General features: G+C 62.0%; 12 protein-coding genes and 1 pseudogene. 4 read left to right on the top strand and 9 right to left on the bottom strand.

Going from position 1 to position 17,756, the window contains the following annotated elements; translation table 11 throughout:
• Nucleotides 1-264 precede the first annotated feature (264 nt).
• Nucleotides 265-2,166, top strand: coding sequence for a potassium transporter Kup (locus LU671_RS24800; protein ID WP_232857227.1), 1,902 nt, complete (start codon nucleotides 265-267; stop codon nucleotides 2,164-2,166).
• A gap of 162 nt (nucleotides 2,167-2,328) precedes the next feature.
• Here LU671_RS24800 and LU671_RS24795 read toward each other — a convergent pair whose 3' ends face one another.
• The 3 genes and pseudogenes from LU671_RS24795 to LU671_RS24785 form a co-directional block, all read right to left on the bottom strand.
• The gene (locus tag LU671_RS24795; RefSeq protein ID WP_332880096.1) at nucleotides 2,329-2,871 is read right to left on the bottom strand and encodes a Fic/DOC family protein; all 543 of its coding nucleotides are present in this window, start codon (nucleotides 2,869-2,871) and stop codon (nucleotides 2,329-2,331) included.
• Nucleotides 2,872-2,936: 65 nt separating this feature from the next.
• The gene (locus LU671_RS24790; protein WP_232857262.1) at nucleotides 2,937-3,107 is read right to left on the bottom strand and encodes a YhfG family protein; all 171 of its coding nucleotides are present in this window, start codon (nucleotides 3,105-3,107) and stop codon (nucleotides 2,937-2,939) included.
• A gap of 255 nt (nucleotides 3,108-3,362) precedes the next feature.
• A pseudogene (locus LU671_RS24785) lies at nucleotides 3,363-3,481 on the bottom strand (LysR family transcriptional regulator); the annotation flags it as partial.
• A gap of 236 nt (nucleotides 3,482-3,717) precedes the next feature.
• Here LU671_RS24785 and LU671_RS24780 point away from each other — a divergent pair.
• From LU671_RS24780 to LU671_RS24770, 3 genes are all read left to right on the top strand, one after another.
• Nucleotides 3,718-4,701 carry a DUF1852 domain-containing protein gene (locus LU671_RS24780; protein WP_232857225.1) on the top strand — a complete coding sequence of 328 codons (984 nt, stop codon included), beginning with the start codon at nucleotides 3,718-3,720 and terminating at the stop codon, nucleotides 4,699-4,701.
• Between the two features lie 27 nt (nucleotides 4,702-4,728).
• The gene (locus tag LU671_RS24775) at nucleotides 4,729-5,757 is read left to right on the top strand and encodes a methionine synthase (protein WP_232857224.1); all 1,029 of its coding nucleotides are present in this window, start codon (nucleotides 4,729-4,731) and stop codon (nucleotides 5,755-5,757) included.
• Between the two features lie 87 nt (nucleotides 5,758-5,844).
• Nucleotides 5,845-6,354 (top strand): flavin reductase family protein, encoded by a 510-nt coding sequence (locus tag LU671_RS24770; RefSeq protein WP_232857223.1) that lies wholly within the window; start codon nucleotides 5,845-5,847, stop codon nucleotides 6,352-6,354.
• A gap of 361 nt (nucleotides 6,355-6,715) precedes the next feature.
• On the opposite strand, the gene LU671_RS24765 is transcribed toward LU671_RS24770, so the two are convergent.
• The 6 genes from LU671_RS24765 to LU671_RS24740 form a co-directional block, all read right to left on the bottom strand.
• Nucleotides 6,716-7,177, bottom strand: coding sequence for a type II toxin-antitoxin system YhaV family toxin (locus LU671_RS24765; RefSeq protein ID WP_156859478.1), 462 nt, complete (start codon nucleotides 7,175-7,177; stop codon nucleotides 6,716-6,718).
• Entirely contained in the window at nucleotides 7,177-7,494 is a 318-nt protein-coding gene (locus tag LU671_RS24760; protein ID WP_232857222.1) for a type II toxin-antitoxin system PrlF family antitoxin, read from the bottom strand. The genes LU671_RS24765 and LU671_RS24760 overlap by 1 nt, the downstream gene beginning before the upstream one ends.
• Nucleotides 7,495-7,610: 116 nt before the next feature.
• Nucleotides 7,611-8,966 carry a hypothetical protein gene (locus LU671_RS24755; RefSeq protein WP_232857221.1) on the bottom strand — a complete coding sequence of 452 codons (1,356 nt, stop codon included), beginning with the start codon at nucleotides 8,964-8,966 and terminating at the stop codon, nucleotides 7,611-7,613.
• Nucleotides 8,963-15,259, bottom strand: a complete 6,297-nt coding sequence (locus LU671_RS24750) for an AAA domain-containing protein (protein WP_232857220.1) — start codon at nucleotides 15,257-15,259, stop codon at nucleotides 8,963-8,965. Before LU671_RS24750 ends, LU671_RS24755 begins: the two co-directional genes overlap by 4 nt.
• Before the next feature lie 14 nt (nucleotides 15,260-15,273).
• Nucleotides 15,274-15,909, bottom strand: a complete 636-nt coding sequence (locus LU671_RS24745) for a 4Fe-4S single cluster domain-containing protein (RefSeq protein ID WP_232857218.1) — start codon at nucleotides 15,907-15,909, stop codon at nucleotides 15,274-15,276.
• A 2-nt stretch (nucleotides 15,910-15,911) separates the two neighbouring features.
• On the bottom strand, nucleotides 15,912-17,744 hold the full coding sequence (locus tag LU671_RS24740; RefSeq protein ID WP_232857216.1) for an AAA family ATPase: 1,833 nt from the start codon (nucleotides 17,742-17,744) through the stop codon (nucleotides 15,912-15,914).
• Nucleotides 17,745-17,756 lie beyond the last annotated feature (12 nt).

Below are 17,756 nucleotides of genomic sequence, written 5' to 3'. Positions count from 1 at the left end.
GGCATTCAGCTGTTGCCCTGAGTTGAATACCCACCAGAACGGGATCTGGATGCACTCAAGCGTAAAAAGAGAGACCTGGCCGACGGAGCGCAAGGTGGCCAGCAGTCTTCCTCCGATGTCGAGCGCTCATCGGGCAATGGCGTTTCTTTACGCTTTCTTTATGCCGGCCTTTGCAGCTTGAGAAGATACTGGCGCGGTTTTTCTGCCCCCCCCAGCCTGCCTGCCCGCATTCAATGTTTACGCAATACTGACGAGACGTTACCTGTGAGCCAATCCGCAACCGTTGAAAACCAGTCCCACGCCAACAAAAGCACGGGCGTCGGCCTGCTGGTCGCCGCCGTCGGCGTCGTCTATGGCGACATCGGCACCAGTCCCCTGTACACGCTCAAGGAGGTGTTCTCCGGCCATTTCGGCGTGCAGGCCAACCTTGAGGGGGTGCTGGGCATCCTGTCGCTGGTGTTCTGGTCGTTGATCTGGGTGGTTTCGGTGAAGTACGTCCTGTTCATCCTGCGCGCCAGCAACCAGGGCGAGGGCGGGATCATGGCGCTGACCGCGCTGGCCAGGCGGGCGGCACGTCCCTATCCGCGGCTGAGCAAGGTGCTGGTGCTGCTGGGGCTGTTCGGCGCGGCGCTGTTCTACGGCGACAGCATGATCACCCCGGCCATCTCCGTGCTGTCGGCGGTGGAGGGCCTGCAGTTGGGCATCGACGGTATCGAGCACTGGGTCGTGCCCCTGGCGGTGGTGGTGTTGGTCGGGCTTTTCATTATCCAGAAGCATGGCACCGCGCGTATCGGCATCCTGTTCGGGCCGGTGATGGTGCTGTGGTTCGTGGTGCTGGGGGCGCTCGGCATCCATGGCATCGTGCAGCGGCCCGAGGTGCTGCAGGCGCTGAACCCGTCCTGGGCGGCGCACTTCTTCGTCGCCCATCCGGGCATCGGCGTGGCGATTTTGGGTGCCGTGGTGCTGGCCTTGACCGGTGCCGAGGCGCTTTATGCCGACATGGGGCACTTCGGCCGCAAGCCGATTTCCCGCGCGTGGTTCATCCTGGTGCTGCCGGGCCTGGTGCTCAACTACTTCGGCCAGGGTGCGCTGATCCTCGACAACCCGGCGGCGGTGCGCAACCCGTTCTACCTGCTGGCCCCCGAGTGGGCGCTGCTGCCGATGGTCGCGCTGGCCACCCTGGCTACCATCATCGCCTCGCAGGCGGTGATCTCCGGCGCCTTCTCGCTGACCCGCCAGGCCATCCAGCTGGGCTATGTGCCGCGCATGTTCATCCAGCACACCTCCAGCGAAGAGCAGGGGCAGATCTATATCGGCATGGTCAACTGGGCGCTGATGGTCGGCGTGGTGCTGCTGGTGGTCGGCTTCGAGTCGTCCAGCGCCCTGGCGGCGGCCTACGGCGTCGCGGTGACCGGCACCATGCTGATCACCACGCTGCTGGCCTCGGCGGTGGTGCTGTTGCTATGGAAGACCCCGCGCTGGCTGGCGATTCCCTTGCTGCTGGGCTTTCTGCTGGTGGACGGCCTGTACTTCACCGCCAACGCGCCGAAGATCCTGCAGGGCGGCGCCTTCCCGGTGATCGCCGGCCTGGCGCTGTTCGTGCTGATGACCACCTGGAAGCGCGGGCGCAGCATCATCGTCGAGCGCCTGGATGAAACCGCCTTGCCGCTGCCCTTGTTCATCGCCAGCGTGCAGGCGCAGCCGCCCCATCGCGTGCAGGGCACGGCGGTGTTTCTTACCGCCCGCTCCGATGCGGTGCCCCACGCGCTGTTGCACAACCTGCTGCACAACCAGGTGCTGCACGAGCAGGTGGTGCTGCTGACGGTGGTGTCGGAGGATTCGCCGCGGGTGACGCAGGACAAGCGCTTCGAGGTCGAGGCGTTCGGCCAGGGCTTCTTCAGGGTCAGCCTGCACTTCGGCTTCATGGAGGAGCCCGACGTGCCCCTTGCCCTCAGCCACAGCAGCACGGCGGCGCTGGACTTCAGCCCCATGCGCACCACCTACTTCCTGAGCCGGGAAACCGTGGTGCCGACCAAGCGAATCGGCATGGCCAAGTGGCGCGAGCACTTGTTCGCCTTCCTGTTGAAGAATGCCAACAGCAACCTGCGGTACTTCAAGCTGCCGCTGAACCGGGTGATCGAGCTGGGGACCCAGGTCGAGATGTGAGGGGGCATCACGGGGCGCCGGTAGCTTACTATCCTGAATGGCATAGCAGGGGTATGGCGAGGAGTGGCAACGCGCGCCGGGCGCCCAGGACGCCGCCAAAAGTGAACAGCTTATTTCCGAGGCAGGACACTAGTGTGAGCTTGAGCGCGCTGGGTGCTCAATTCAAAAGTCCACTTCCATGATTTCAGAACCGATACATTTATCGAAGATTGCGGCCAGAGGGACATCGTTGCCGTAGTAGGATGCAATACATGCATTGACCCATTCTTCACGGTTGGCCAAGTCCCAATTTATAATGTAACCTGCGTTGAATACCAGACATTCAAATAAGTAGCGCTGTGTTCGTCCGTTGCCTTCCCGGAACGGGTGCGCGACGTTCAACGTACCGTAGGATTGCGCAACAGCGGAAACCAGTTTTTCTCGGGAGTACCCTTCAAACCAGTGCGCGTCGGCCATCTTCGAAAATTCTTTCTCGGTTTCGGACTCGATAAACTCTGGACTGCAGAACCTTGTTTCGCCCTTACTGATTGTTAACGTTCGGGTCTCGCCTGCCCAGCTATACACATTGCAGAACAAGGCATGGTGCACCCGCTTCAAAGCGTCGAGGTTGTAGGGCGGCTGGACAAAGTCCATCGTTTGCAAGGCAATTTCGTTGAGGTACCGCTCGGCCTCTTCAAGGTCATCTGCATCTTGCAGATCAAGCAAGTTTATAAGCACGTCGCTACCCGGGTAGCAATCCGGTGCTTGGTCAGTACCGTACTTGTCTCGGCTCAAGCTTTGATGCGTCGGACGGCATGAAGAGCCGCAGCGCGGGTAGGCAGCTTCACTTCGCCATCGGTAGGGGATGGCACAATGCCCTCAAGGCGCAGGCTGGCCGCGAAATTGGATTTTCGATACTTGGCGAAACAAGCTTTCTTGGCTTGCAAACTCAGCTTATCCATCATTTGCCCTCGAGTCATTGCCTGGTAAGTATAACCGATCGCCCTGCAATGGCGCCACGTCAGACCACGACGTTGCCCTTGGACATCACTCAAAGTCTGTCCGGATGCCTCAAGAACATGGCGATTCGTGAAAGCGGAATTGGCGGTATCAGCGGGCATTCATCGGGGTACAACGGTCGGTGATCATGGGCCTCATATCGCCAGCCCTGATACGACATTGACACCTTCCAGCGTCGCAAACGAAATGTCCTTGGCCGTCAGCTCCGAAGTCCGCACCTGCGCGGGCTCGATGTCCGCGGGCTCGAAAAACGAGTGAAGATGTCCAGGCGGTGGCGCTCGATGGGGTAGGTGATCAGCGTCTGGCTGGCCAGGTCGCCGCGCTCCAGCGCGGGCAGCGGCGTCGTGCAGGCTATCGGTATCGCGCAGGGCGTGGATCGTGCGCAGGTGCCTTGGATTGATCATGAGTGGAATTAAAGATCATCTCAAGAAAAATGAGTTTGTCTCATTGTGGCCGTTTATTGACAATCCCCCCATTGAATTTTTCCTTCGAAGCCGGGCAAGCAGGAAGACTTTTCAGGATCTATTTCGGGAATCAGGGTGCCGGGTCACAATGAATAAAACCTTCACGTTCGCCATTAAAAGTATTCGTTTCGACGAGGACTATCTGCCTGCGGACAACACCCGCATCACCACCAACTTTGCCAACCTGGCCAGGGGCGCGAGCCGCCAACAGAATCTGCGCAACACGCTGGCGATGATCGACAATCGCTTCAATGCCCTGGCGCATTGGGACAACCCCAAGGGTGACCGTTATTCGGTAGAGCTCGATATCGTTTCCGTCGAGATGAAGATCGCGGGTGAACAGGCAGGCGATGCCTTGCCGTTGATTGAGATCCTGAAAACCAGCATTGTCGACCACAAGACCAACGAGCGCATCGAAGGCATTGTCGGGAACAATTTCTCCTCTTACGTGCGGGACTATGACTTCAGCGTGCTGTTGCTGGAGCACAACAAGGGGCAGTCCGGTTTCAGTACGCCGGAGGCGTTTGGCGAGCTGCACGGGAAACTGTTCAAGCGCTTCGTGAATTCGAGCGCTTTCAAGGAACACTTCAACAAGCCGCCGGTCATCTGCCTGAGCGTTTCGAGCAGCAAGACCTACCAGCGCACTGAAAATCAGCACCCGGTCCTGGGTCATGAATACCAGCAGGATGAGTACTCATTGACCGATGAGTACTTCGCCAAGATGGGCCTGAAGGTGCGCTATTTCATGCCGCCGAACAGTGTCGCGCCCCTGGCGTTCTACTTTGTCGGCGACTTGCTGGGTGATTACAGCAATCTCGAGCTGATCAGCACCATCAGCACGATGGACACCTTCCAGAAGATCTACCGCCCCGAGATCTACAACGCGAACTCGGCGGCAGGCAAGTCCTATCAACCCAGCCTGAAACACCAGGACTACTCGTTGACTCGAATTGTCTACGATCGCGAAGAGCGCAGTCGTCTGGCCATTGAGCAAGGCAAGTATGCAGAAGAACAATTCATCAAGCCGTACCACGCCGTGCTGCAGCAGTGGTCCGCTCATTACGCTGTTTGAACGATCGAATACACAAGGCCTTGCGTCATGAAAAAACTACTCCCCACTTCGACTGCCGGCAGCCTGCCCAAACCGTCCTGGCTGGCCCAGCCGGAAACCCTCTGGTCGCCCTGGAAACTGCAAGACGAGGCGCTGGCCGAGGGCAAGCAGGATGCGTTGCGTCTGTCGTTGCACGAGCAACAACTCGCCGGTATCGATATCGTCAGTGACGGTGAGCAGACCCGTCAGCATTTCGTCACCACGTTCATCGAGCACCTCGACGGCGTCGACTTCGAGAAGCGTGAAACCGTCCGCATTCGTGACCGCTACGACGCGAGTGTTCCGACGGTCGTGGGCGCCGTGGCTCGTCAGAAGCCGGTGTTCGTGGAGGACGCCAAGTTCCTGCGTCAGCAAACCTCGCAGCCGATCAAATGGGCGCTGCCAGGCCCCATGACTATGATCGATACGCTGTATGACGCGCACTATAAAAGCCGCGAAAAGCTGGCCTGGGAATTCGCCAAGATCCTCAACGAGGAAGCCCGCGAGCTTGAGGCTGCCGGCGTTGACATCATCCAATTCGACGAACCCGCCTTCAACGTCTTCTTCGATGAAGTGAATGATTGGGGCGTTGCCACCTTGGAGCGGGCGATCGAAGGCCTGAAATGCGAAACGGCAGTGCATATCTGCTACGGCTATGGCATCAAGGCCAACACCGACTGGAAGAAGACCCTGGGTTCCGAGTGGCGCCAGTATGAGGAGGCGTTCCCCAAGCTGCAGAAATCCAAGATCGACATCGTCTCGCTGGAGTGCCACAACTCCCACGTTCCGATGGAGCTTATCGAGCTGATCTGCGGCAAGAAGGTGATGGTCGGGGCCATCGACGTGGCCAACCACGCCATCGAAACCCCGGAGGAAGTGGCCGATACCCTGCGCAAGGCCCTTCAGTTCGTCGACGCCGACAAGCTCTACCCGTGCACCAACTGCGGCATGGCGCCGTTGCCGCGCGCCGTGGCACGCGGCAAGCTCAATGCACTGAGTGCAGGTGCAGAGATCGTGCGCCGAGAACTCGCGAGGTAAAGCCGAGCGCGGTGTGGGAGGGCTGGGGCGTGCAGCTTCGGCCCTTTTTCATTGTTGGCGGGTTGTATCAAATCTTCAGGACCTACTATGTCGCTTCCTTGTATGGCTATCGAGCCGTTGCGCTTTCGCCAAGCGCTCGGGCACTACGCCTCCGGCATCACGGTGATCACCTCGCACAGTGATGGCGAACCGCTTGGCTTTACCTGCCAGTCGTTCTACAGCGTGTCGATGAATCCGCCGCTGGTGTCGTTCAGCGTCATGTCCAGTTCGGCCAGCTATCCCGGAATTCGCCAGGCCGGCCGTTTCGCGGTCAATATCCTGTCAGGCGAGCAGGTCGGGATTTCCAGCCAGTTCGCTCGGCGTGGCACGGACAAGTGGCAGGGCATCGACTGGCAGACGTCGCCGCTGGGCAATCCGATCATTGCCGGCAGCCTGCACTGGCTCGATTGTGAGATTCACGCCGAACACGCTGCCGGTGATCACCTGATCGTGATTGGCGAGGTGAAGGCGTTGAACGTGCAGGACGCCGACGCCGCGCAGCCACTGCTGTATTTCAAGGGACAGTATCGTAGTCTCGCCGCAGTGGATGCGGCTTGAGTCTTAATTCATCATGCGCGCGATCATGTTACTGCGTCAGGTACAAAGATTGCGCCTAGGGTGGTGTACAGCAGCCACAAAATGCTGCTCACCATCCACAGACTCGATAGCGTAAAAAGCGAGATCCATTGCACCGCGTTACCGAACCGGCGCTTGGTCACGCGAATGGGACTTTCGACCTACAGGCTGTCCGGATCCCCGAAGAACATTTTGACATTCATATAAGTCAAAAGGTTATGAACGGGAAACTGGATTTGTACCCCAGATGTACCCCTTTCAACAGCAGCTACGAGTGGATTCCAGTGGACGCAACGAGGAGGGATCGGTTTCAAACGTGCAATCTCTCACTCACTTGCGTAATTTATGCTTTGGGCTCGTCCCAGTCGCTACGCGTCGCAGCAGTCAGCGCATCCCAGTCATCAGGAGGGTTGCCGCGGCCCAGCATCTTCTCGAATACGGCGTAGGGATCGGATTTGCTGCCTGCGGAGCGTAGGGTATTTTCGTCGTTGACCCATGCATAGACGATGACCTTGGATCTTGAGTCGTAGCGAAAGAACAGCCGAAAGCGCCTGCCGATTTTTGCACGGCGCCAATGTCGGTAGGCGGTGCCCAGCGTATTGCCTTGGCGGAACTCATCACGGCCCGGATCGGCAGGCACAGCCTCCATGATCAGATGGCTCAATGCCCGAAACAGCTTGACGTTGGCGTTGCTCTCAAAACCTTGCGGGTCGTTCTGCTCGGCCCGGGCGGCCGCTTCTTGCAATTTGCGTAGCTGTAACGTCACACCTTCATGGAACAACAGTGTCCAGCCATGTCGCAGCATCAGATCGCGACCTCACCGTCGATATCTTCGTCCAGGTTTACGGAGTGGTTTGCGTTGGCGAGCATGGTTTGCGCCAAGTCTTCCGGCAGAGTGGTGAGGTTGCGGCCGTCTCGGATATCAGCCTCCAGCAAACCCAGGAATGCACCGATGGCAGGGTCTTCGTGGGTGGTTTCTACGCGGCTGACCACGATTTCACCGTTGCGTACGTCGAATGCAATTTTGCCACCTGTGTCTATGCCCAGTAGCTGGCGAACGGATTTTGGCAGCGTGACCTGCCCCTTCGAGGTCAACGTGGCGATTTCGTGGATGGCAGGCATGAGCGTTCTCCCGGATGTATTAACTGAATGGTAAGGAAAAATCCTTACACGGTCAATCTTGGTTTTCTGCTGATCAAGCATGGGCGGGGAGGACGCTAAATAGCGCCCTGGATGAGTTACACCACTTGCTGGGGCACGATCTGTGCGGCGGCAGCTATGTCTCCGTCTTCAGCTGTAAGTACTTCTTTAAGTGGCGTCTCTCCCACCCCCATCGCTCGCTCGATCAGCAGTTCGCTTCCATGGCCCTCAAGCATCGCTTGCAACCGCCCGAACTCGTTGCACCAGATCGTCTCGATATCCTTGTCGCGCTGGGTGTCGCGATCATGGCTCAATGCCACTGCTCGCACTTGCAAGCGGCCGTTCTCGGCCTTGCCTCCCAGCTCTACGCCGTAGCCTGGTGTGGCTGGCTTGCGCAGCACTACCTTGCCCGATTCGGCCCAGGCGGTGGTCATGCCTTCGCGCACTTCGTAGCCGAGTTCGGCCAAGCCCTGAAGCATGGCTTCGCGACGGGCAAGGGCGGCGTGTGCTTGCACATGAGCGGCAAGAACCGCTTCGCAGTGGCTGGTCAGCTCGCCCACCATAGTCTGCGAGGTGGCAGTTGTGCACAGGCTGACCTTCTCGAGCAATACCTCGTTTCCAGCATCCAGGTGGGCTCGCACTCCGTTTGCCAAGTCGTGGAGCTTGGCCAACGAATCGCGACTGAGTTGGAAGTCGCGATTATTGTCGGCCAACTCGATCACCAGGCTGTCGAGCAGCAAGTTACGCTGCTGCGCCTGGGGCTGTGCTTCGGCTCGGGCCAAGGCTTGGACAAAGGGCAACGCACGGGCTGCGCCTTGCAACAGGTGCAGCTCGGCGATATGTCGGTCGATCTGCTGCAGGCGCGGATCACGGATCGTTTGTGCTCGTTCGGCTAACCACGTGTTGAGGTCGGGCGCGGGGGCGTCCTCCTTGAGCCGCTGAGCCAGCGCGTGTTGCTGCTCGTCAAGGGTTTGCGCTTCGTTGCTGCTGCTCAATTGGGCGAAGCCTTGGGCGAGCAGTTGCTCGGCATTGGCCAGTTGGGCGCCATCGGCCAGTTGTGTCAGAGCTTGCGCCACGTGCGGGGCGGTGTCAGTGCGGCCGCTTAGGGCCTTGAGCAGCAGCGCTGCGTTTTCCTGCATGCGGCGTTGGTGCTGGCGCTGCTCGGTCGCTTGCCGAACAGCGCGCTCCTCGCGGGCCAGTTGGTCGCGTCGCAGGTGCTCGATCTCGATGGGGACGGCTTTCTGCAGCTCTCGGAACTGGTCATCAGTGAGCAAGGCGCGCAATCGCGCTTGCCGTGCCCGCGTGGCCGTGCGCTCCTGCTCACTCATTTGGCCAAGCCCTTCGGCTTGGGCCTCCCAGCGTGCCACGGCCTGATCAAGGAGGCGCAGATGGCCTTCGCAAATGGCGATGATTTCTTCACGGGTAACGATGCGCACCACCTTCGGGCCACTCATTGGCAGCTCTCCTTTTCGTTGGATGAGGCCGTCTGCTGCTCAGCCTGCATGGCGCCCTCGATGGCCACACGCAAGCGAGCGCGCTCGTTGTCGCCGTCGTGGTACCAGGCCTGGGATGAGACGCGGTGGATCTGCGGGATTGCTCGGCGCAATACTGAGGGCCGCCAGATTTCCCGGGCCCGGGCGCGTTCGAGCAAGGCGTGGCTGGGCGCGTCGCATTCGATACCGATGGCATAGATGCCGGTCGCCGGGCTTGCGATGGCGAAGTCCAGGCCAAACGCGTCGCCTTCGCTGGCCGGAGCGGCATTCCAGCCCAAGGAGGCGATGAACGCGCCAACGATCCTGGCGAAGCCGTCGCGGCCCTGGTAGTGCCCATGCACCTGCGTGCTGCGGTCCGTCTGCAGGCGGCCCAGCAGCTTGCTGCTGTAGTCGAATTCGCCGGCACACAGCGCTCGCGCGTACTCCAGGTAGCCTTGCAGGTAGTCGCGTGGGCTGGCAGGGGCGCGCTGGGTGTTGAGCATGTCGGAAATGTCGGCGATGGGCATCGAGGTGATCATCACCACCTTGCGTCGAGCACGGGTAACCGCCACGTTCAGGCGGCGTTCGCCACCGGTCTGGCCGAGCACCCCGAAGTGGCGGCGGAAGGTGCCCTGGCTGTTGCGGCCGAAGGTGGAAGAAAACACGATCACGTCGCGCTCGTCACCCTGCACGTTCTCGACGTTCTTGACGAACACCGACATGTCTTCACCGTCCTCGCTGCGTTCGCGTTCCTGGGCGTACGCGGCGCGGAAGGCTTCGTTCTCGGAGGCGTGAGCTTCCAGGTGCTCCTCGATCAGCTCGGCTTGCTTGCGGTTGAAGGTCACAACGCCCACTGAAGGGCGGTGCGCGTAAGGGAGCTGCCAGAGCGCCTCCAGGTACTGTACGACACGCTCGGCTTCGGCAACGTTGCTCTGGTTCTGGTACAAGCCCTCGACCTGAATCAGTTCCAGCGGCTGGAGCTGACGAATGCTTGCCCGGGGGTGGCGCACCGGCACGTTCAGGCGGTTACCGTAGAACGAGGCGTTGGAGAAACCGATCAACTCGCGGTAGGCCGAGCGGTAGTGGATCTGCAGGGTGGTGCTGGGCAGGGCGTTGCGCGCCAGTTGCAGCAGGTCTGGGCAGTCCTTGATTTCGCGGCGGTTCCAGGTGTCTTGGAAGGCCTCGCGTTGCTCTTCGTCAGCGTCCTCGTCCGGTTCGTCGCCATCGAACAGTTCGGCCTCGTCACTTTCGACCCGGCTGGAGAAGAACGCAGTCGGCGGCATCTGCTTCTCGTCGCCGCTGACCACTGTGACCTGACCGCGGAACAGGGTCGGCAGGGCAAACTCCACCGGCATCTGTGATGCCTCGTCGTAGATTACCGTGTCGAACAGGCCGTTCTTCAGTGGCAGCACCCGGCTGGCCACGTCCGGGTTCATCAGCCATACCGGGCGCAATGTCATCAGCCCGAGCGGTGCACCCAGTTCGAGAAACTCTCGCAGCCTGCGTGATCGCTTGCCGGTCAGCCGGGTCACGTCCTCCCACTGCTTGCGGCTGCCTAGGCGCGCCGGGTCGATGCCGGTGGCCAACAGCTGGCGGTTGAGCTCACGCATCCGTGTATCGGCCTGAGCCAGGCTGGCGACCTTGGCCTGGGCCTCTTCCTGGCTGAACAGCAGTTCCGGGTTCGCCTGTTCGATGCGGTGCTTCCAGCCCAGCCGCGCTTCGCGGTTGAGCAGACGGCGCACGGCGGCTTCGAGTTGCTCGGAGGGCAAAGCGTCGAGTTGCGCCTGGCGCTGGCGCAGGAGGGCCAGCAGGTCCAGGTCAGCCTCGGCAAGTTGCCCGGCGCGGGCCCGGAAGCCCTGGTAGGCCGCCAGGTGGGGTAAGGCGTCGTGCAGGCGACTGAGTGCCAGTTCGTTACTCAGGTTGTGTTCCACGGCATGCCGCAACTGTTCAGCCAGTTCGTTGCCGAGCCAGTCGTCGAGCAGCTTGAGCTGGTTTAGGCTGGACTGGCGAACGCCTTGGCGCAGCAAGGAGGCGTCCAGATCGCCGAGCAATGCCTCCAAGTGTTGTTTGTCACCGGTAAGCACGGCGTCATCTGCTTGGCGTGCGCGAGGCGACTGTGCCAGTGCCTGTGCCAACGCCTGGATCTCGACGAGCTGACGGATATCAGCTTTGACCAAGGCCGCCAGTTCCAGGCCCGCCTGGGCGGCGACGCTGTCCAGGGTCAACGCTTGGTGAAGTGCAGCAAGTTCGGCGCGCAGAGGGCGCCATTGCTGCTCCAGATCGATGGCCGCGCGCAGCCCTGGCAGGGCTTCATCCATACGGCTGTCACCCTGCGCTTCGAGGAAACCGCGCAGGCGCTTGCGCCTGAGCAGGTGCAACGGATTGACGCGCGCCAGCCAGGAGCGAGCCCCCATGACCTGGGCGCAATCGCTTTCCAGGCTGCGCATCGGCTTGCTGTCGAGCAGGCTCAGCGCGGGCGACAGTGCTGGCAGGTAATCGCCTTCGGGCAGTTGGTCGAGCTGCTGTTGCAGTTGCCGCAGCTCGTTCAGCATCGATTCGCCACGCGGCAACTGCTCGCCGTCCTTGCTGCGGAACAGCGGCAGCCAGCGGGCCAGGCGCAGCCGCTGTTCCTGGCTCAGACCGAGCAAGGCAGCCACATGGGCGGCTATCCATGCCCGGTACGGTGCAGGGTCTTCAATCTCGAAGCTGGCCGAGTGTGTTTGCAGGGTAGCCTGGCGCTGCAGCTCTGCCTGGCTGAAAGCCTCAAGGCTGTCGGTAAAGGCCTGCAGTGTAGAGCGGTCCGTGGCGAACGGCTGCAACTGCGACAGGGCGCTGCCTTCGTAGCGGGCGGGCAACCACAGGCGTATCAGTGGTGCGCAGTTTTCTTCCAGGCGGGTCAGGCTGGCAACGTCAAGCACAGCCAGGCGCTGGCGCAACGCCGGGAACTCGAGTGGTGCCGGCCCATCTTCGAGGGCGATCAGCTCACCCAGCAGGCGTCGGTAGCTCAAGCCTGTGGCCGGGTCCGGGCGGTGCAGGCTCTGGTGGAAGCGGTCCAGCTCGCCTTCGAGTGCCTCGATTCGCGCCGCCGCCTGTTCGCGCTGGCGGAGCAGGCCTTGGCCTTCATCGCCACCGATGAACAGGGTTTCCAATTGTTCGCGAATGCTGCGGATGATCGGCTCACGGTCGCGGTTGACGTCATTGAGCATGACGATGCGCTGGCCCAGCCCTTCGGCCACCAGGCGCTTGTACACAACCTCTAGCGCCGCGTGCTTCTGGCAGACGATGAGCAGGCTGCGCTGGCGGCCGATGGCGTCGGCGACCATGTTGACGATGGTCTGGCTCTTGCCGGTGCCCGGTGGCCCCTCGACCAGCAGGCCCGGGCCTTGGCGTGCTTGCAGCACGGCTGCTTCCTGGGAGGGGTCGCTGGCGACGGTGAAATAGCGGTGCAGTTCAGCCGGTGGAGCCACGGCCTCGGCTTCCTCATCGGCCCTGAGCCGCAATGCGGTCTCGAGCCCGCTGCCTGCAGGTGAAAGCGACTTCAGCTGGCGCAGGTCTTCGCCAATGGCCTGGCCCATGAAGGTGACGTGGAACAATACGCCGGCACAGGCCAGTTCGTCCTGGTAAGGCACGACTTCCACGCTGCTGGCCGGTAGGCCGGCGATGCTGCGCGAGCGCGCAGTTGCAAGCATGCCGAACGCATCCATCACGTCGCTGGCGCGGATCGAGGAGCGGCTAAGCAACTCGTCGGCCGTCTTGCGCCAGCGCTTGCAGGCTTCGGCCCCGAGTACGCTTTCCAGCGCGGGGTTAAGGCGCACCTCTTCGCGTTCGCTGTCGAAGGCCAGGGCCGCAAGGCCCCGGCTGCCCACTTCCAGCAGCAGCTTCACCGGCCACAACAGCAGCGGAATGATGCGTGTGCGCGTGGTGCCGCGTGTGTCGCGACTGAGCAGGAAGGGGAAACCCAGGTAAAGGCCGTCAATGCCGGTGTCGCGTTTGTACAATGCGCTCTGCCGGTGTAGCGCGTGCAGGCGTGAGGCAATCTGCGGCATGGCCTGGAAGCATTCCGGGTCCAGGTTCACGGCCCGTTCGTTGCGCAGCAGCAGGTGGTCGAGCAGGGCGGCGGCCGGGTGGCGCTCGCTGTGCAGTTCGTTGAGATCGACTCGGGCGGTGGTCTTGCCGATGCTCATGCGCACCAGCGGGCCGCGCATCACTGCGGTTACCACCTTCTTCTCGAAGAACTCTAGGATCTGTGACACATACTGCTGCTTTTGCGGCTCAAACCACTGGCTTGCCGGAATGGCCAGTAGCACCAGGGTCTGGGCCAGCGGCATGCGCCGTTCCAGGCGGAACTGCTCGGCCCAGGCATCCACTGCGGCTACGCCGCTGCGGGAGAACCCGCGTATGCGCTCATCGACGCTGTGGTAAAGATCTTGGCGCGGATGCTGCAGTAGCGCAGTGGCAGCTTCGCTGTCGAACCAGCCGACCTCGACGCTGGTGGCCAGCTCCGCTGCTTCCTGGATGATTGCATCCACCGAGCGGAATTGCCCGATCGAAGCGCTGAGCAGCACGATTAGGTCTTCTTCGGCGATGACCCGTCGTTCCGCCAGTGCCTGCAGGCCGGGGTGCTCGGTATCCGGCAGCAGCCGCTGGCGCGCTTGCCATTCGCTGGTGAGCTTTGCCCGCGAGGTCGATAGTATGTATACCCGCAAGGTCTCCTCGACCAGTTCGATCTGCTGGTGCAGGGCGCGCTGGCGAACCTGTTCGGCGCGCAGTTTGAGGCGAGAAAGCCAGTTGTCGGTCTGCAGTTGTTCCAGCAGGTCGGGCACCGAGCCACTGATCAGCCGGTAGCCTTCCAGCGGGTGCTCCAGCAACCAGCCTGGGGTGACGATATCGCCGCGGTGGATCAGCGGGATTTCCGGGTTGAGCAGTTTCAGCGCGAGCATCAAACGGAAATCGTCCTCGAGCCCGTCATGCTGTACCACCTGGCGCAGGCCGGCGAGCAATGAGGGGGGAAGACCAATCTGCTCGGCCCAGGTGACGATGACGCCGCGCAGCAGGTGGTCGAGTGCCTGCTGCCAGTGCTCGGCGTGAGCGGCGGCGAGGGCGAATACCGCTGGTTTGTGGTAGCGCGCTTCACCCAGTTGCAAGGTGGCACCTTCGCCGTCGTCGCGTTCGGCAAAGGCTGAAGCCGGTGCCTGCACCGGGCGTCCGTCGAGCCACACCTCGACCTCGGGCCATTGCCAGCGCTGGTGCCGGTCACGTGCCAGCAGGCCGCGCAACAACAGGTTCAGCTCCGGGTCGAGGTCGTCGGGAATCGGCACGCCGTTGGCCAGTACATGGATGAGGAAGGCATTGGCATGGATGCCCTCGAAGCAGGCGCCCCCGGTCAGTTGTTCGAGCAGGATCATGCCCAGGCTCCACCAGTCCGAGGCGGAAGCCACACCGCCGGCGATGGCTTCAGGAGCCATGTAGCGGCTGGTCTCCAGGGGCGAGACGATGTCCAGGTCGAATTCTGACAGGCGCGCCGAGCCAAAGCCGCTGATCACTAGGTCCAGTGGCTCGTGGGCACGTATAAGCAAGCTGGCCGGGCGCAAGTCACGGTGACGCAGCCCAGCCTCGTTGAACGTGTGTAGTGCCTGGCCCAGCTCTCGCAGCACATGGCGCACGCTGTGGGCTTCGCGGATCACGCCGCCGAGGTCGGCCAGGCTGCCGCCGGTCAGCTCCTCGATCACTTCGAAGGCACGGCCATCCCAGCGGCCGGTGGCGATGATTTCGGGCACGTGCTCGCGCGGCAGGCGGCGGATCACGTCATAAACCGCAGGGTCCGGTTCCGCGCCTGGTCGATAAAGGGTGAGCACCGCTTGGCGAGCGGTTTCCTGGTGCACTGCCAGGTAACGCTCGCGGACGCCGTCGGTATTGCTGATCTGGCGGATCAGCGACCAGCCTTCGATCAATGTTTCGCTGGTTGCGGGCGTCTCGTCGACCGGGGCAACTGGCACATCGTTGGTTGAGGGCTGGGCGGGCAGGGCATCGCACTCCAGGCACATCAGGTCGCCGGGGTCCATGGCATGGCCGTTTTCACAGACGATGCCATGGGCCGGGAGCGTATCCGTCGGCGGAAGCTTGTCCAGAGTATGGATGACCTGCGGCCGCCAGCCGTCAGCCTGGATCGGCTCGCCGGCGAGGTCCCAGTTGCACGGGTGCTGGTCGACGCTGCCCTCGCAGAACATTTCCTGTACCGGGCGTGCAGTGTTGCAATTGGGGCAATAGCGAATCATCGGGCGAATTCCGGTCAGTGGCGGTGCGCGCTGGTGCGAATCTGGTGGCCTTGCGCGTTCAAAAGGTCGCGCAGACGCAGTACGTCGTCACGCCGAGGGATCCCCGCCATCCATACGCTGCCGTTCTCGTCGAACATCAGGTCGAGGGCCTGGTCGGCGGGTTGCAAGGGGCGCTGGTAGCTGGCCAGGCGTTCATGGCCGAGCGGGGTCAGCAGATTCAGGCGCTGATTGTCGCTGCCGCGCAGCGCCAGGGATTGCTCGCTGCGCTCGTCGAAGGGGTCGCTGATCAACGCATCGATCAGACCTTCGGCTTGTTGCAGCAGGGGTTGCAGGTGTTCCAGCGTGTAGCCGCTGTACACCAGAATGTCCAGGGGGGGTGACTGGCGCAACCCTTGAAGCAGAGCGAGCAGGGCAGGGAACTGGTCGAAGGGTTCACCGCCCGAGAGGGTGATGCCTTCGGCCTCAGCCAACCAGGGCGTCAGTTGCTCCAGCAGTTGTGCAATACGCACGCGGCGCTTGCCTGGCCCCCAGGTGTCAGCGGATATACACCCCGGGCAGCGGATGCTGCATCCCTGAAACCAGATGCCCAGGCGCCGACCTGGGCCGAGGGTGGTTACCGGGAAGTGCACGCGGGAGAGGCTCAGCTCCATGGTCAGCGACGTTCCAGGGTCAATCCGCCGACTCCCAGTCGGCTGATGGAGAAATGCTCGCCAGGTTGCGCGTCCTGATCAAACAAGGCTCGCGCCAGCGGGTTGAGCAGATGCGCTTCGAGTTGGTTGCGGATACCCCGGCCGCCATTCGACAGGTCACGCAGGCACAGGGCGTGCAACGCCTGACGCGCCTCAGGGGCGATGGTCACGTGTAGTTCCTGCTGTTTTAGGTCCTTGAAGGTGGCATCGACCATCTGTTCGAAGATCTGCTGGCCGACTTCTTCACGAATGAAGTCGAAAACGATGACGTTCTCGCCGATACGGTTGAGAATTTCCGGACGATTGAGCACCAGTTTGAAGTGCCGGTCGATCTCGCTGTGGACTTTCTCCCGGACCTGCTCATAGGGCTCGCCCGGCAGCACATTGGCAACGCGCTCGCCGTTGTCGCCCAGGCGGTAGATGCCCAGGTTGGAGGTGAACACGATCAGCGCCTCGGAGAAGTACACCCGGTCACCGCGCCCAGAGGTCAGCACGCCATCGTCGAGAATCTGCAGGAACTTGTCGAGGATGCGCGGGTGGGCTTTTTCGATTTCGTCGAACAGCACCACGCTGAAGGGTTTCTCGCGAATCGCGTTGGTCAGTTCACCACCGACGTCGTAGCCGACATAGCCTGGTGGCGCACCGATCAAGCGCTGGTCGGCATGCTCTGCACTGAATTCCGACATGTCGAAACGGATATACGCGTTTTCGTCGCCGAACAGCAGGCTGGTCATGGTCTTGGCCAACTCGGTCTTGCCCACTCCGGTGGGGCCGGCCAGGAAGGCCACGCCACGCGGGCGGTTACCCTTGCGGCTGGCGCCGACGCCGGTCATCGCCCGCTTGACGATGTCCAGCATGTGGGTCACAGCGTGGTCCTGGCCTTTCACTCGCTGGTGCACTAGCTCGTCGCCCTGGCGGATGCGCTGGCGATCAATGCGCAGCCAGGGGTCCTCGGTGACACCCACTTTATATCGGCGCACGGCATCGGCTATCTGCACCATGGCCACCCCCTCGACCCGTGCGAGTTGTGCGATCGCACTGAGGTCGAGCAGCAATAGGCCCTCGGTGTTATGCACGAAGGCGTCCGCGGCTTGGGCGAGCGCGTCCTGACTTGACTCCTGGCTACCGGCGAGCCCCTTGAGCAGGGCCGGGGCCAGGGCGCGGCGGGCCAATTGGTCAGGTTTGGATACCGGAATGTGGCGAATCCGGGGATTGTCGACCAGCAGCCAGTCCGGCAGGTCGCCTTCTTTTTCCACCAGCCACAGCAGCGTATTGAAGAATGGCTTGCGCGTTTGTGGCTGCGGCCGGCTGCGCGCCTGGTGGGCATGCACCAAGGCCTGAGTGAACAGCTGATGCTCCGCCGCGCTTAGGGAATCGCTACGTACCGCCAGGCGCGAGGCGAAGTCGATGATCAGGGCGACCGGTGCATCGGCGCGGGCCAGCAGACGCTGCACGGTGGCGGCGAGCAAGTCGATACCCGCTGACGCGGCACCGTTCACCGCGGTCAGGCCGAGTTCCTGGAGTAAGGCTTGGCCCGGTGCCGGGTCGCTGCCGGGCCTGCAAAGCACACGAAAACCAGCCACCGGGTCCCAAGCCAGCACATGGCCATAGCCGCTGTCGAGCAGGGCGTCGCAGAGGGTTTGGTTGAAACTCTGAGCCGTGACCGTGCCAGGGGCGATCTCGCAGGCTTGGAGGTCCCTAATGTTACCCGATAGGACAAATTGGCTTTTCAGTGGAAGGAAGCGGACGAGGTCTCGCATCCAACGCGGGGTTTGAAACGGTGTAATCCCTGACATGATCAACTCGTC

Source organism: Pseudomonas sp. NMI760_13 (genome assembly GCF_021283245.1).
Taxonomy (GTDB): Bacteria; Pseudomonadota; Gammaproteobacteria; order Pseudomonadales; family Pseudomonadaceae; genus Aquipseudomonas; species Aquipseudomonas peradeniyensis.
This window is presented reverse-complemented; position numbering and strand designations above follow the sequence as displayed.